General features: G+C 71.0%; 12 protein-coding genes. 5 read left to right on the top strand and 7 right to left on the bottom strand.

The annotated features are described in order from the left end of the window. Window positions 1-31: 31 nt before the first annotated feature. Window positions 32-784 (top strand): IclR family transcriptional regulator, encoded by a 753-nt coding sequence (locus QE392_RS04370; RefSeq protein ID WP_307448461.1) that lies wholly within the window; start codon window positions 32-34, stop codon window positions 782-784. Between the two features lie 672 nt (window positions 785-1,456). After that, window positions 1,457-2,632, top strand: coding sequence for a 4-hydroxybenzoate 3-monooxygenase (locus tag QE392_RS04365; protein WP_307448458.1), 1,176 nt, complete (start codon window positions 1,457-1,459; stop codon window positions 2,630-2,632). Window positions 2,633-3,016: 384 nt separating this feature from the next. On the opposite strand, the gene QE392_RS04360 is transcribed toward QE392_RS04365, so the two are convergent. The 5 genes from QE392_RS04360 to QE392_RS04340 all read right to left on the bottom strand — a co-directional run bounded on the left by QE392_RS04360 (window position 3,017) and on the right by QE392_RS04340 (window position 8,360). Beyond that, window positions 3,017-4,522, bottom strand: a complete 1,506-nt coding sequence (locus QE392_RS04360) for an amino acid permease (protein WP_373426434.1) — start codon at window positions 4,520-4,522, stop codon at window positions 3,017-3,019. Window positions 4,523-4,685: 163 nt separating this feature from the next. Continuing rightward, window positions 4,686-5,684 (bottom strand): magnesium/cobalt transporter CorA, encoded by a 999-nt coding sequence (gene corA, locus QE392_RS04355; RefSeq protein ID WP_307448455.1) that lies wholly within the window; start codon window positions 5,682-5,684, stop codon window positions 4,686-4,688. Window positions 5,685-5,718: 34 nt separating this feature from the next. Further along, window positions 5,719-6,048 (bottom strand): DUF3140 domain-containing protein, encoded by a 330-nt coding sequence (locus tag QE392_RS04350; RefSeq protein WP_307448452.1) that lies wholly within the window; start codon window positions 6,046-6,048, stop codon window positions 5,719-5,721. 135 nt (window positions 6,049-6,183) lie between these two features. Then, window positions 6,184-7,092, bottom strand: a complete 909-nt coding sequence (locus QE392_RS04345; protein ID WP_307448450.1) for an EamA family transporter — start codon at window positions 7,090-7,092, stop codon at window positions 6,184-6,186. Further along, window positions 7,089-8,360 carry a serine hydrolase domain-containing protein gene (locus tag QE392_RS04340; RefSeq protein WP_307448447.1) on the bottom strand — a complete coding sequence of 424 codons (1,272 nt, stop codon included), beginning with the start codon at window positions 8,358-8,360 and terminating at the stop codon, window positions 7,089-7,091. Before QE392_RS04340 ends, QE392_RS04345 begins: the two co-directional genes overlap by 4 nt. Window positions 8,361-8,543: 183 nt before the next feature. On the opposite strand from QE392_RS04340, the gene QE392_RS04335 reads away from it, so the two are divergent. Then, entirely contained in the window at window positions 8,544-9,197 is a 654-nt protein-coding gene (locus tag QE392_RS04335; RefSeq protein WP_307448444.1) for a biliverdin-producing heme oxygenase, read from the top strand. Window positions 9,198-9,200: 3 nt separating this feature from the next. Here the strand turns inward: QE392_RS04335 and QE392_RS04330 are convergent, their stop codons facing one another. Then, a complete protein-coding gene (locus QE392_RS04330) occupies window positions 9,201-10,583 on the bottom strand; it encodes an ATP-dependent DNA helicase (protein ID WP_307448441.1) in 1,383 nt (460 codons plus the stop codon). A gap of 9 nt (window positions 10,584-10,592) precedes the next feature. Next, window positions 10,593-11,066, bottom strand: coding sequence for a MerR family transcriptional regulator (locus QE392_RS04325; RefSeq protein WP_307448437.1), 474 nt, complete (start codon window positions 11,064-11,066; stop codon window positions 10,593-10,595). A 51-nt stretch (window positions 11,067-11,117) separates the two neighbouring features. On the opposite strand from QE392_RS04325, the gene QE392_RS04320 reads away from it, so the two are divergent. Together QE392_RS04320 and QE392_RS04315 are read left to right on the top strand one after the other, a co-directional pair. Next, window positions 11,118-11,948 carry an NAD(P)/FAD-dependent oxidoreductase gene (locus QE392_RS04320; RefSeq protein ID WP_307448432.1) on the top strand — a complete coding sequence of 277 codons (831 nt, stop codon included), beginning with the start codon at window positions 11,118-11,120 and terminating at the stop codon, window positions 11,946-11,948. 42 nt (window positions 11,949-11,990) lie between these two features. Then, window positions 11,991-13,073, top strand: a complete 1,083-nt coding sequence (locus QE392_RS04315) for a hypothetical protein (protein ID WP_307448428.1) — start codon at window positions 11,991-11,993, stop codon at window positions 13,071-13,073. Window positions 13,074-13,199 lie beyond the last annotated feature (126 nt).

The following is a 13,199-nucleotide window of genomic DNA, read 5'->3' as shown; positions in this document are numbered from 1 at the left end:
CACTGAATGGGAGTCGTGGCATCCTGGAGTCGTGGCCAACTCCCCCTCCGGCGACTCTGTGACCGACCGGCTCGTGCGCATCCTCGAGACGTTCACCCCCACGCGCACCGCCCAGACGACGGCCGACATCGGCCGGCGGGCGGGCCTGCCGAGCTCGTCGGCGCACCGCATCGTCAACGAGCTGGTGGATGCCGGCCTGCTCGAGCGCGACGAGGAGCGCCGCGTCCGCGTGGGCATGCGGCTCTGGGAGTTGGCGACGCGCTCGTCGCACGCCCTGCGCCTGCGCCAGGCGGCCCTTCCGTACATGGAGCGCGTGCAGCAGCGCGTCCGCGAACACACGCAGCTCGCGATCCTCGAGCACGACGAGGCGCTGTTCCTGGAGCGTCTGAGCGCTCCCGACTCGGGCGCCAACATCACGCGGGTCGCGGGGCGCCTGCCGGTGCACGCGTCGTCGTCGGGCTTGGTGCTGCTGGCATTCGCCCCACACGACCTGCAAGAGCGAGTGCTGGCAGGCCCCCTCCCCCGCGTCACACCCGAGACGATCGTCGACCCGGCGGCGCTTCGCCGCACCCTCGCCGAGATCCGCACGCTCGGCCGCGTCATCGCGCCCGGGTACGTCGACGAGGTCTCGACGGGCGTCGCCGTGCCCGTCCGCGACGAGACCGGCGCGGTGATCGCCGCTCTGTCGGTGGTGCTGCCGCGCGACGCCGAGACGCAGTTCGCCCTCGTCGAGTTGCACCGCGCCGCCCGCGACACCGAGCGCGCCCTCGGCTACCGCCGCTGACCCCTCCTCCCCCTCCCGCCCCTCCTCCCCCTCCGGCCTCCTCGCCCGCCGCGCCCACTGCCCGCCGCGTCCGCCGCCCGCCGCGTCCGCCGCCCTCCGCGGCTCGCGCCGCGCGCCGCGCCCCTCCGCGCCTCGCCGTGCCGCCCGCCGCGCGCCGCGCCGCACCCCCGCTGACTTCGGCCAAATGCACGCCCCCACCCTCCCGCGGCGTACATTTCCCCGAAGTCATCGCCCGCCCCCGGCCCACCACCCGCGCGGTACCCCGCCACCCGCGCCGCGCCGTGCCGCCCGCCCGCCGCGCCACCCGCTACACCGCGCCGCGTTCCCGCTGACTTCGGCCAAATGCACGCCTCCACCCTCTCCCGGCGTACATTTCCCCGAAGTCACCGCCCACCCCCGGCCCACCACCCGCGCGATACCCCGCCACCCGCGCCGCGCCGTGCCGCCCGCCCGCCGCGCCACCCGCCGCACCGCGCCGCATCCCCGATGACTTCGGCCAAATGCACGCCTCCACCCTCTCCCGGCGTACATTTCCCCGAAGTCACCGCCCTCGACACGACGCTCATCGCCAGCGATCTGGATGCCGCGCGGCATCCCGATCAATGGGAGTCAGCTAGCCAGAAGGATGCGCTGCGGGCACCATCGACCACAGCCACCGTCGAAGGAGACGCCATGACCACCACCATCCGCACCCGCGTCGCCATCGTCGGCGCCGGCCCCGCCGGCCTCCTGCTGTCGCACCTGCTCGAGCAGGCCGGCATCGAATCGGTCGTCATCGACCAGCGCTCGCGCGACGAGATCGAGAGCACCATCCGCGCCGGCATCCTCGAGCAGGGCACCGTCGAGCTGCTCGACACCATCGGCCCGGCCTCGCGCGCCCGCACCGTCGGCCATCGCCACGACGGCATCGAACTGCGCTTCGAGGGCGAGGGGCACCGCATCGACTTCGGGGCATCCGTCGGCCGGGCCGTTTGGCTGTACCCGCAGCACGAGGTGCTGAAGGACCTGATCGCCGCGCGACTGGAGGCGGGTCAGGACGTGCGCTTCGGCATCACCGCCGAGAGCGTCGAGAACGGGGAGCGGCCGCGCGTGATCGCCCGCGACGCCGACGGCGCCCCCTTCGAGATCGAGGCGGAGTTCGTCGTCGGCTCCGACGGCTCGCGCAGCGTCGCCCGCGCAGCCGTCACCGGGTCGAGCACCGGCGGCTACTTCCGCGAGTACCCGTTCGCCTGGTTCGGCATCCTGTGCGAGGCCCCGCCCTCGAGCGAGGAGCTCATCTACAGCAACTCCCCCGACGGCTTCGCCCTGGTCAGCCAGCGGTCGGCGACCGTGCAGCGCATGTACTTCCAGTGCGACCCCGACACCGACACCGCCGCGTACAGCGAGGCGCAGCTGTGGGACGAGCTGCAGAAGCGCGTGCCCGGCACGGAGCTCAAGCAGGGGCCGATCTTCCAGCGCGACGTGCTGCGCTTCCGCAGCTTCGTCGCGCACGAGCTGCGCCGCGGCCGCGTCGCTCTCGTCGGCGACGCGGCCCACACGGTTCCGCCCACGGGCGCGAAGGGCATGAACCTCGCGATCGCCGACGTGCGGTTGCTCGCCGCGGCCCTGCGCGATCTGCTGCTCGCCGGCGACGAGCGCCTGCTCGACGCCTACCCCGAGACGGCCAGCCGCCGCATCTGGAAGGCGCAGCACTTCTCGTGGTGGATGACGAGCCTGCTGCACGTGGCCCCGGATGCCACCGACTTCGACCGCCGCCGCCAGCTCGGCGAGCTGCGCACCGTCGTGGAGTCGGAACACGGCCGCGCGTACCTCGCCGAGGCCTACTGCGGCTGGCCCCTCGACGGCTGAAGCCGCCCGGCCCGGCCCGGCCACGCCCCGCACGCGTCCGTGCAAGGGAACCGGCCGAAGCCGCCCGGCCCGGCCCGGGCCTCGCCCGGCACGCGTCCGCGGAGGGGAACCGGCCGACGAGTTCGGGCGGGACCCGCCGTGCGGGGCGCGAAACAGAAGCCCCACACGGGAAACGCACCCCGACTCGCACGCCGAGTCCCCGGCATCCACTCCCCTGCCCGCCCAGGTGAACCGGCCCGCGCGTCATGGAGCGGGATCCCCCGGTCGGGGCGCGAACGACACGCCCCGGGCGGTCACACCCGCACCGGCGCCCCAGCGGACGCGTCACGCCGCGACGCACCCCCGGTCGGGAACGCCACGCGACCGCGCCGGAGCGCGGAACACTCAGGCGTTGTCGGACGTCTTGGGGAACGGGCTCGGCACCACGGGGTGCGTGCCGGTGTAGCCCTCGCGCTCCGCCGCGAGCTCGGCGATGCGCGTGCGGCAGGCGTACCAGCCGATGACGATGCCGATCACCGCGACGACCGTGGCCACCAGCGTCGCCGGGGAGTCGATGAACACCAGCACGAGCACGCTCGCGAGGAACACCAGCGTCACCCAGTTCGTGTACGGCGCCCCGAAGAGCCGGAACGACGGCCGAACGAGCTCACCGCGGTCGGCGAGCTGCTTGAGCCGCATCTGGCAGATGATGATCGTCGCCCAGGTCGAGATGATGCCGACCGAGGCCACGCTCAGCACCGTCTCGAACGCCTCGGCGGGGACGAAGAAGTTCAGCACGACGCCCAGCAGCGCCACGGCCGCGGTGATGGCGATGCCGCCGTACGGCACGCCCGCCTTGTTCATGCGGGCCGCGAACTGCGGGGCGGAACCGGCGATGGCCATCGACCGCAGGATGCGTCCCGTGGAGTAGAGCCCCGCATTCAGCGACGACAGCGCCGCGGTCAGCACGACCATGTTCATGATGACGTCGACGCCCGGCACGCCGATCGAGGCGAAGAAGGTCACGAACGGGCTCTCGTCGGCCGAGTAGGCCGTGAACGGGAGCAGCAGCGACAGCAGCAGCACCGACCCGACGTAGAACACCGCCACGCGCAGCACCACCGAGTTGATGGCGCGGGGCATGACCTTCTCGGGATTCTTCGTCTCACCGGCGGCGGTGCCGATCAGCTCGATCGAGGCGTACGCGAAGACGACGCCCTGCATGAGCAGGATGGCGGGCAGGATGCCGTTGGGGAGGAACCCGCCGTTGTCGGCGATGAGCGAGAAGCCGACGGGTGAGCCGTTGGGCGTGCCGAACACGACGAAGTAGATGCCGACCAGCAGGAACGCCACGAGGGCCGCGACCTTGATGAGGGCGAACCAGAACTCGAGCTCGCCGAACACCTTTACCGAGACGAGGTTGACCGCGAGCACCACGATGAGCGCGATGAGCGCCCACAGCCACTGCGGGACGGCGCCGATCCAGGGGACGTACGTGCCGAAGAAGTTCATGTAGACGGCGGCGGCGGTGATGTCGACGATCGTCGTCATCGCCCAGTTGATCCAGTAGAACCACCCGGACACGAAGGCGGCCTTCTCGCCGAAGAACTCGCGCGCGTACGACACGAACGACCCCGAGCTCGGCCGGTGCAGCACCAGCTCGCCGAGCGCCCGCAGGATGAAGAACGCGAAGACGCCGCACACGGCGTACGAGATGACGATGGCGGGACCGGCCTGCGCGAGGCGGCCACCGGCGCCGAGGAAGAGCCCGGTGCCGATCGCACCGCCGATGGCGATCATCTGCACCTGACGCGACGACAGGCCCTTGTGATAGCCGCTGTCCTCGAGCTCGACGGTCGAGGTGTGGATCGGCTCGGCGGAGTCGCCCGAGCGGGGAGTGGAGTCGGTCACTCTCCCATCATTCGATTTACGCAGCGCCTGTCCAGCGTCCGCGCCGAATCAATCCTCGTTCGAGCGTTCCGCGACCCACCGGGTCAGCGCCCGCTCGCGCTACCAGTCGACGACGCCGTGGAGCGCCCTGTTCACAGCGTCCCCGGCATCCGGATGCCAGGGGTCAGAGCCACTTCTTCCACTTGAACGTCAGCCACAACCCGACCGACACCGCCACCATGAGTGCCAGCGCCATCGGGTACCCGAACTGCCAGTCGAGCTCGGGCATGTTCTTGAAGTTCATGCCGTAGACCGCGCCGACCAGCGACGGGCCGAAGAGGATCGCGGCCCACCCCGAGATCTTCTTGACCTGCTCGTTCTGCTCGAGCGACGTCTCGGTCTGCCGCTGCGTGACCAGGGTCGCGTTGACGGTCAGGGCGTTGTCGAGGATCGCCCGTAGCGCCGTGAGCTTCTCGCACTGACGCAGCACGTGGTCGAGCACGTCGCGCAGCGCGCGCTGCAGTTCGATGTCGACGCCGTACTTCTCGGCGCCGCGCAGCAGCGACTCGAGCATGTCGCGCAGGGGCTCGACGGCTCGCTGGAAGTGGATCACCTCGCGCGCGAGCTGGTAGATGCGCTGCGTCAGCTCGGCACCGCCGGTGCCGAACAGCTGGTCCTCGATCTCGTCGACGTCGTTCTGCAGGCCGCGGGCGACGGGATCGTACTGGTCCACGACCTCGTCGAGGATCGCGTACAGCACCGCTTCGGGCCCGCGGGCGAGCAGGTCGGGGTTCTTCTCGAGGCGTCGGCGCACCCGCGACAGGTCGGGCACCTCGGCATGGCGCACGGTCACGACGTAGTCGGCCCCGATGAACACGTGCAGTTCGCCGAACTCGACCGTCTCGCTGGCGTCGATGTAGCGGGCCGGGCGCAGCACCGCGAACAGATTGCCGCCGTAGCGTTCCAGCTTGGCGCGCTGGTGGCCGGTGAGGGCGTCCTCGACGGCGAGCGGGTGCAGGGAGAATTCCGCGGCGACGCGTTCGAGTTCGTCGGCAGACGGGCGCAGCAGCCCGATCCAGGCCATTCCGCCGTGGGCCTCCATGTACTCGAAGGTCTGGTCGAGGCTCGTGGGATTCTCGATGCGGTGACCGTCGACGTACACGGCGCTGTCGATGATGGGCATGCTTCCGTTGTACCCCCGCGGCCTGTGCCGTCGGTTACTTCTTGGGGTCGTTGCCCCAGTTCATCAGCGAGTAGCGCCAGTCGGTGTCGGTGATGTCGCCCTTCGGCTTCTGTGCGCTGTGGCGCTTGACGTAGCCGACGACCTTTCGCATGTGCTTCAGGTCGTCGTCGGTCAGGTCGGCCTTCTTCTTCTCCAGGATGCGCACGATGTGCCGGCCGCTCTCGTGGCCGGTCGATTCGCCGCCGTCCTTCTTCTGTCCGACCGACTTCGACTCGTCGGTGTCGAGCCACTTCTTCAGCTCGCTCGCGGTCATGTTGACCGCCTCGTCGAAGTCCTTGCGGGTCTGGTCGTCGTCGTCGCTCATGCCGTCATCCTCGCGAGCCTCCTCCGGCGTCGAGGCCCCCTTGCGCGGACGGCGCCGCGATGGCATCCGTTCAGCCGGTGCTCGACGAGCGGGTGCATCGCCGTGCCCTGTCACGACACCGCCTCGCCCCCGCCGTCAGCCGACGGGTTCGCTCAGCGGCTCGTCGGCGTCGGGTCCTGGATGCCGTACGGCAGCGCCCCGGCGGGCCGCGGCGGCGACCGCGCCGATGCTGGCCGCGATGACCAGGGCGATGCCCGCGATCTCGAGCCAGGACAGGTGCTGACCGAGCAGCAGGAAGCCGGCGATCGACGCGGTCGCGGGCCCGAGGCTCATCAGGATCGCGAAGGCCGCGGCCGGGAGGCGTCGCAGCGCCACGAGTTCGAGGGCGTAGGGGATGGTCGACGACAACAGGGCGACGGCCGCCCCGAGGGCGAGCAGGTCGAGGCGCAGCAGCGCCGGGCCCGCCTGCCAGATGCCGAACGGCAGTGCGATCACCGCGCCCACCGTCATCGCGAGCGCGAGCCCGTCGAGACGGGGGAACTCACGGCCGACGCGCGCCGACGCGAGGATGTACAGCGCCCAGCTCACGGCAGCGCCCAGCGCGAAGACGACCCCCAGCGGATCGAGTCGGTCCCAGCCGCCCGCCCCGAGGGCGATGACGCCGGCGAGGGCGAGCCCCGCCCAGAGCCACCGGGCGACCCCCGTCGCCGTGAGGATCGACAGGGTCAGCGGACCGAGCACCTCGATGGTGACCGTCACCCCGAGCGGCAGGCGCTCCAGCGCCAGGTAGAACAGCGCGTTCATGGATGCCAGCACCAGACCGAATCCGACGACCGAGCGCCACGCGAACGCACTGTGCCCGCGCAGACCCGGCCGGGCGATGACGAGCAGGAGAAGCGCCGAGAAGACCAGCCGCAGCATGACGATGCCCAGCGGGCCGGTCTGGGGGAACAGCATGACCGCGAAGGACGCGCCGACCTCCTGACACGCCAGGCCCACCAGCACGAGCGCGGCGGCCGAGCCCTGCCCGCCGCGTCCGGTCATCCGGCGGGGGGCGCGCAGATGGCGTTGGCGGCGATGCTCTCGCGCATCTGGTCCGCCGTCCACGGCAGCCCCGCCTCGGGCATGCTCTGGCCCTGCGCGGCGGGGGCCTTCGAGGCGATCGCCGCGAGCTCCCACGCGAGCCAGGCGCCCGTGTTCTCGTTGCCCGCCGAGTTGTTCAGCACGACGGCGACCGACATCCCCGTCGTCGGGTCGGCGAAGGCGCCCACGATGTAGCCGGGCGTGGAGCCGAACTGTCCGATCAGCGACCCCGCCTGATAGGCCCCGCCCGCCGCGGTGAACCACGTCGGCTGGTCGGCGGAGACCGGTACGGGGTTGGCGAAGCGGTCGTTGCCGTCGGGCAGAAGGGCGCCGGTGGCGAGAGCCTGCGCGTACCGTCCGAGGTCGCGGATGTTCGTGACCCCTCCGGATGCGGCGGCGCCGTAGCTCGACGACATCGTGGTGAACTCCAGCGGTGCGGCGCAGTCGTAGGCGCCGTCGCCGTTGGGCTGCGACCAGTGGCCCGTGAGCGACGAAGCGCCGGGAGGGGCGGCCTCGGGCGCGGGAATGGATGTCGATTCGAGGCCGAGAGGGGTCGTCACCCGCTCGGCGATCACCTCGGCGAGCGACTGACCGGTGACCCGCTCGACGGCGAGGCCGGCGAGCAGGAAGTTCGTCGGCGACGACGCGAACGACACGCCAGGGTCGTTCAGGCGCGGTTTCGCGATCCCGTACGCCATCAGCTCCCGCGCGCTCCAGACGCGGTCGGGGTTGCCGAGCACGAGACCGTCGAGGCTCGAGGTGTACGAGGCGAGGCCCGACGTGCCGTCGCACAGTTCGCGCAGGGTGATGTCCTCGTATCCGGGCACGTTGCTCACCCACTGGGTCAGCGGGTCCTCGAGCGAGAGCCGGCCGTCGGCGGCGAGGCGGTAGAGGGCGTCGCACGTCATCGCACCGGTGACGTCGGCGGCACGGAACTGCAGGTCGTCGGTCACCTCGGCTCCGCCGGGGCTCTGGGTTCCCACGCCGGAGATCCAGCTCCCGCTCCACGGCGCCCAGACGCCGACGATGGCGCCGGTCGAACCGGTGGCGGTGATCGCCGCGGTCACGGCGTCGCGCATCTCGGTGACCGTCGCTTCGGGAAGCGGGGCGTCCACCTGCGCCGGGATGTCGATCGACACCGATATCTGGCTCGTGCAGCCGCTCAGCGCGACGGCGAGCACGGCCGCACCGGCGATGGCGACGGCCGCGGAACGATGCCACCTCGGCATGTGAACCCCCAGCGTTTCCGCGCACGACGAAGCGCGCTCCCGATGCATTCAAACACACGGCACGGGAGCGGAACTGTCGGTTGCGCCCCCGCGTCGTCACGTCTGCATCACGACTGCCCGTCGGCTGCACCAGAAGGAGAAGAAGGGGTTAGGCAAACCTAACCTTTTGCGTATGATGGCCGCATGAACGTCGTCATCCCGTTCTCCGCGGCCCTGAGGGAGCGCTCCAGCAGCGCCCACTCGCCTCGTGAGTGCGACGGCTTCATGACCGATCTGCTCACCGGCGCCGGCACCCGTGACGACTACATCGCCCTCATCGCGCAGCATTGGTTCCTCTACGCCGCCCTCGAAGAGGCCTCCGCGCGCATGCGCGCCGACCCGGTGGCATCCGTGTTCCTCCGCGACAGGCACTCTCGCCTGCCCGCTCTCGAAGCCGACCTCGCGTTCCTCATCGGAGAGGACTGGCGCGACGAGATTCACCCGCTCCCCACGACGCAGGCGTATGTCTCTCGCATCCGACGGGTGGCGGCGACGTGGCCCGGAGGCTTCGTCGCGCACCACTACACCCGCTTCCTCGGCGACCTCTCGGGCGGCCCGTCGATCGGGCGCCTCATGCAGCGCCGCTTCGGGTTCGAGACCAACGGCATCGGGTTCCTGCTCTTCGGCGACATCGCCGACCCCAAAGCGTTCAAGAGCGTCTATCGCGAACAGCTCGACGCCGCCCCGTGGGACGACGCCGAGAAGGAGCGCGTCATCGCCGAGGTCCTCGTCGCCTACCGCTTCACGACGGAGTTGTTCGCCGACCTCACCCGCGCGAAGGCCGTCGGCGCCGCCTGACGCTCAGGCCTCCCGGGCTACCGAGGCATCCTGCCGCGAGAGCCACGCCTGTTTCATAAAGCGGCGCACGTCCTCGTCGACCCGGATGTCGCCGGGGCGGAGCGGCCTCGTCAGGTAGAGGCCGTCGAGAGAGGTCAGGCGGCTGAGGGCGACGTAGGTCTGCCCGGGGGCGAAGGCGCCCGAACCCAGGTCGACGACCGCACGGTCGTAGGTCTTGCCCTGCGACTTGTGGATGGTGACCGCCCACGCGAGTCGCAGGGGAAACTGCGTGAACTCGGCGACGATCTCGCGCGACAGGTTCTTGGTGCCCGGGTCGTAGGCGTAGCGGTACCTCTCCCACACGGCCGGTTCGACGTCGTGCTGGATGCCGTCGACCTCGACGCGCACGCTGTCGCCGGCGATGCGGGTGACTGTGCCGATCGTTCCGTTGACCCACCGCGGCGCCTCGCCGAACTGCCCGGCGTCGTTGCGCAGGAACATCACCTGCGCGCCGACCTTCAACGTCAGTTCCATCTCGGCCGGATAGTTCGCCTCACCCCGGCCGAAGTCACCCGAGATCTCGCCGTTCGCCGTCTGCGTCCGCCCCACGAGCTCGTCGAGGTGGCGCCGGTTGATCGTGTTGACGCGGTCGTTGCGGGTGGCGAGGGTGATGACCGGGTGCTCGCCGTCGGCGGGATGCGGGGGCGTGCGCGCTCCGGCGGTGTTCAGGATGCCGGCCATCTCGGCCGTCACGCGTCCGTAGCGCACCGCGTTCAGCAACGTCTTGAACCCGGGGTCGGACTGCCGGTGGATCTCGACGAGTTCGTTCACGTGCAGGTCGGCGCCGTGCCGCCCGATGTCGATGAGCCCGTCGCTCGCCGCCTCGCCCGACCACACCTTCGCGTCGAAGAACCAGAACGAGCGGTAGTGGTCGCGGATGTAGCGCATCTCGTCGCCCCGCGGCGGGACGGGTGCCAGCTGGTAGGGATCGCCGAACATGACGATCTGGGTGCCGCCGAACGGCTCGGAGCGACGACCGCGGGCCTGGCGCAGCGAGCGGTCGATGGCATCCATCAGGTCGGCGTTGACCATGGAGATCTCGTCGATGACGAGGGTGTCGATGGCGTTGAGGATCTTGCGGGTGGCGTCGTTCTGGTCGATGTCGCCGTTCGCGATGAGCCCGATCGGCAGACGGAACAGCGAGTGGATCGTCTGCCCCTCGACGTTCAGCGCCGCGACGCCCGTCGGCGCGCACACCGCGATCTGCTTCTTCGTGTTCCACGCCAGGTGCTGCAGCAGCGTCGACTTGCCCGTGCCGGCGCGGCCGGTGACGAAGACGTGCTCGCGGGTGTCCTCGATCAGCCGGAACAGCGCCTGCTGTTCGGCGGAGAGAGGCGGCGTGGTCACCGGCCCATGCTATTCCGCGTGATCGCGACGGGGCGGAGACGAGCCGACAGGGCCGCCCGCCGGCTCGGTGTGGAGGAGCAGCCAGCGCGCTTCGCCCGAGAGCACGTCGGCGACGTGACTGCGGAACCGCGGGCACTGCGCGATGTCGTGCGACCGGCACCGCAGCGCGTGCTCGGTCATCGCCCGCGCCTCGGCGATCTCGGCGGCGCGGCGGTCGAGCTCGGCGACGTGCTCCTCGAGCACCCGGTGCCGGTCGGGGGCGTCGTCGTCGAGCAGCACGCGGATCTGATCGAGCGAGAGCCCCGCCGCCTTGTTGCGCAGGATCACCGCGATGCGCACGGCGTCGTCGTCGCCGAAGCGTCTGCGCCCGGCTGGATCACGGGCGGGGTGCAGCAGCCCCGCGTCCTCCCAGTGACGCAGCACGTGGGTGTCGAGCCCGAATCGCGCCGCCGCCTCGCCGATGGACTCACCGCTTGACTTCATGTCGACATGAAGTCACACGATGGACGCGAACACAAGCGGAAGGAGCCCATCGTGTACGACGCGATCATCATCGGAGGCGGCCCCGCGGGCCTGCAGGCGGCGCTCACACTCGGCCGGATGCACCGGCGCACCCTGCTGCTCGACTCGGGCGAGTACCGCAACGGCACCGTCCGGCACGCGCACAACCTGCTCACCAACGACGGCCGCGATCCGGCGGAGCTCCGCCGCCTCGCCCGGGCCGAGATCGCCGCGTACGACACCGTGGAGATCCGGGATGCCACGGTCACCGATGTCGTGCGCGAGGGCGACGCTCTGACGGTGACGGTGGACGGCGACACCCTCCGCACTCACGCGGTGATCCTCGCGAGCGGCGTGGCCGACGAGCTCCCCCCGATCGCCGGCCTCGCCGACCACTGGGGAGACACGGTCGCCAACTGCCCGTTCTGCCACGGCCACGAGTTCGCAGGCCGCCCCGTCGCCGTCGTCAACGCCTCGCCGCACGCTGCCGTCCTGGCGCGCATGCTGGAGCCGGTGGCATCCGAGGTCCATGTCGTGGCCCCGACCGACGTGAGCGCGGTCGAGGGCAGGGACGACGGACTGCTCCTGCGGCTGGGTGACGGGACCGCGCTCGAGGTGGCCGGCGCCTTCGTCGCGCCGACGTGGACCGTGCGCGGTGAGCTCGTCGACTCACTCGGTCTCGAACGCCAGGAATCGGGCGCCGTGCGCACCGATGCGTTCGGACGCACGAGCGTCGAAGGCGTCTACGCGGTCGGCGACATCGCCCAGCCCGACCACCTGCCGGGACCGATGTTCTCGCTCGCGGCGGCGATCGCCGGCGGGCAGCTCGCGGCCGTGGCCGTCGTGCAGTCGCTCGTGGCGTAACGCACGCGGCACCCCCACAGGACTCCTTCCTACACTGGAGGCGTGAGCAACGCCGGCGGGGGCACCGCGACGCCCGAGGGCGTCCGCGGCGTGGGCGCACGTCCGCGGCTCGAGATCCCCGTGATGGTGTTCATCGGCGTACTGCTCCTCGCCGCCCTCGGCGCGGGGGCGGCGTCGCTGTACCGCGAGTTCTACAGCCCGCGCGCGTTCGTGCTGCACTACCTCGACCTGCTGCAGGACCACCGCGCCGCCGAAGCCCTCGCCGTCCCGGGCGTCGCCATCGACTCGACCGAACTCGAGGCGGCGGGTCTGCCCGCCACGGCATCCGAGGCCCTCCTGCGTCCCGACGCCCTGCAGACGGTGACGAACGCCGTGGTCACCGGCGAGAGCGTCGAGGGCGACCGCACGCGCGTCACCGTCTCCTACTCGGTGGGCGGATACTCGGGTACCACCACCTTCGACGTCGAGCACGACACCGGAAGCACCCTGCTTCCCCGCTGGCGCTTCGCCCGCAGCCCGCTCTCGGTGATGAACCTCTCGGTCCAGGGTTCAATGCGTTTCGCGGTGAACGGGTTCGACGTCGACAAGCGGCAGGTCTCGATCGAGGGCGCCGACGCCGACCCCACCGCCGCCCTCCCGCTGCTGGTCTTCTCGCCCGGGTTGTACTCGGTCGCCGTCGACACGGCCATCTCGTCGACCCCCGGTGTCGCCGTGCTCGCCGACGCGCCGCTGGCCGGGATCCCCGTCGACGTGGAGGCGCAGCCGACCCAGGAGTTCCTCGGGGTCGTGCAGGAGCGCGTCGAGGACTTCCTCTCCTCGTGCGCCGAGCAGAAGGTGCTGCAGCCCACCGGCTGTCCGTTCGGCTTCACGGTGCGCAACCGCATCGACGACGAACCGTCCTGGTCGATCGTCCGACAGCCGACGGTCACCTTGCAGCCCGACGGCGCGGGGTGGCGCATCCCGCCCGCGGAAGCGGTCGCGCACATCGAGGTCGACATCCGCTCGATCTTCGACGGCAGTGTCCGCACGGTCGAGGAGGACGTCGACTTCACCGTCGACGGGCAGATCACCGTTCAGCCCGATGGGTCGGCGTCCATCCTCGTCGGTGGGTCCTCCTCCGACTGAGGGGCTGACGGAGCAGCGCCGACGGACGGATGCCGCGCGCACAGCGGCGGAACCCTCGCCCGACACGCCGCCACGCGGCATCCACCGCTCGGGTGCGGTCCCCGATCCCCGCCGTTGCGCACACGG

The sequence above is a fragment of the Microbacterium proteolyticum genome (assembly GCF_030818075.1).
Taxonomy (GTDB): domain Bacteria; phylum Actinomycetota; class Actinomycetes; order Actinomycetales; family Microbacteriaceae; genus Microbacterium; species Microbacterium proteolyticum_A.
The sequence above is the reverse complement of the archived record's forward strand: the minus strand, read 5'-3'. Positions and strand labels throughout refer to the sequence as shown.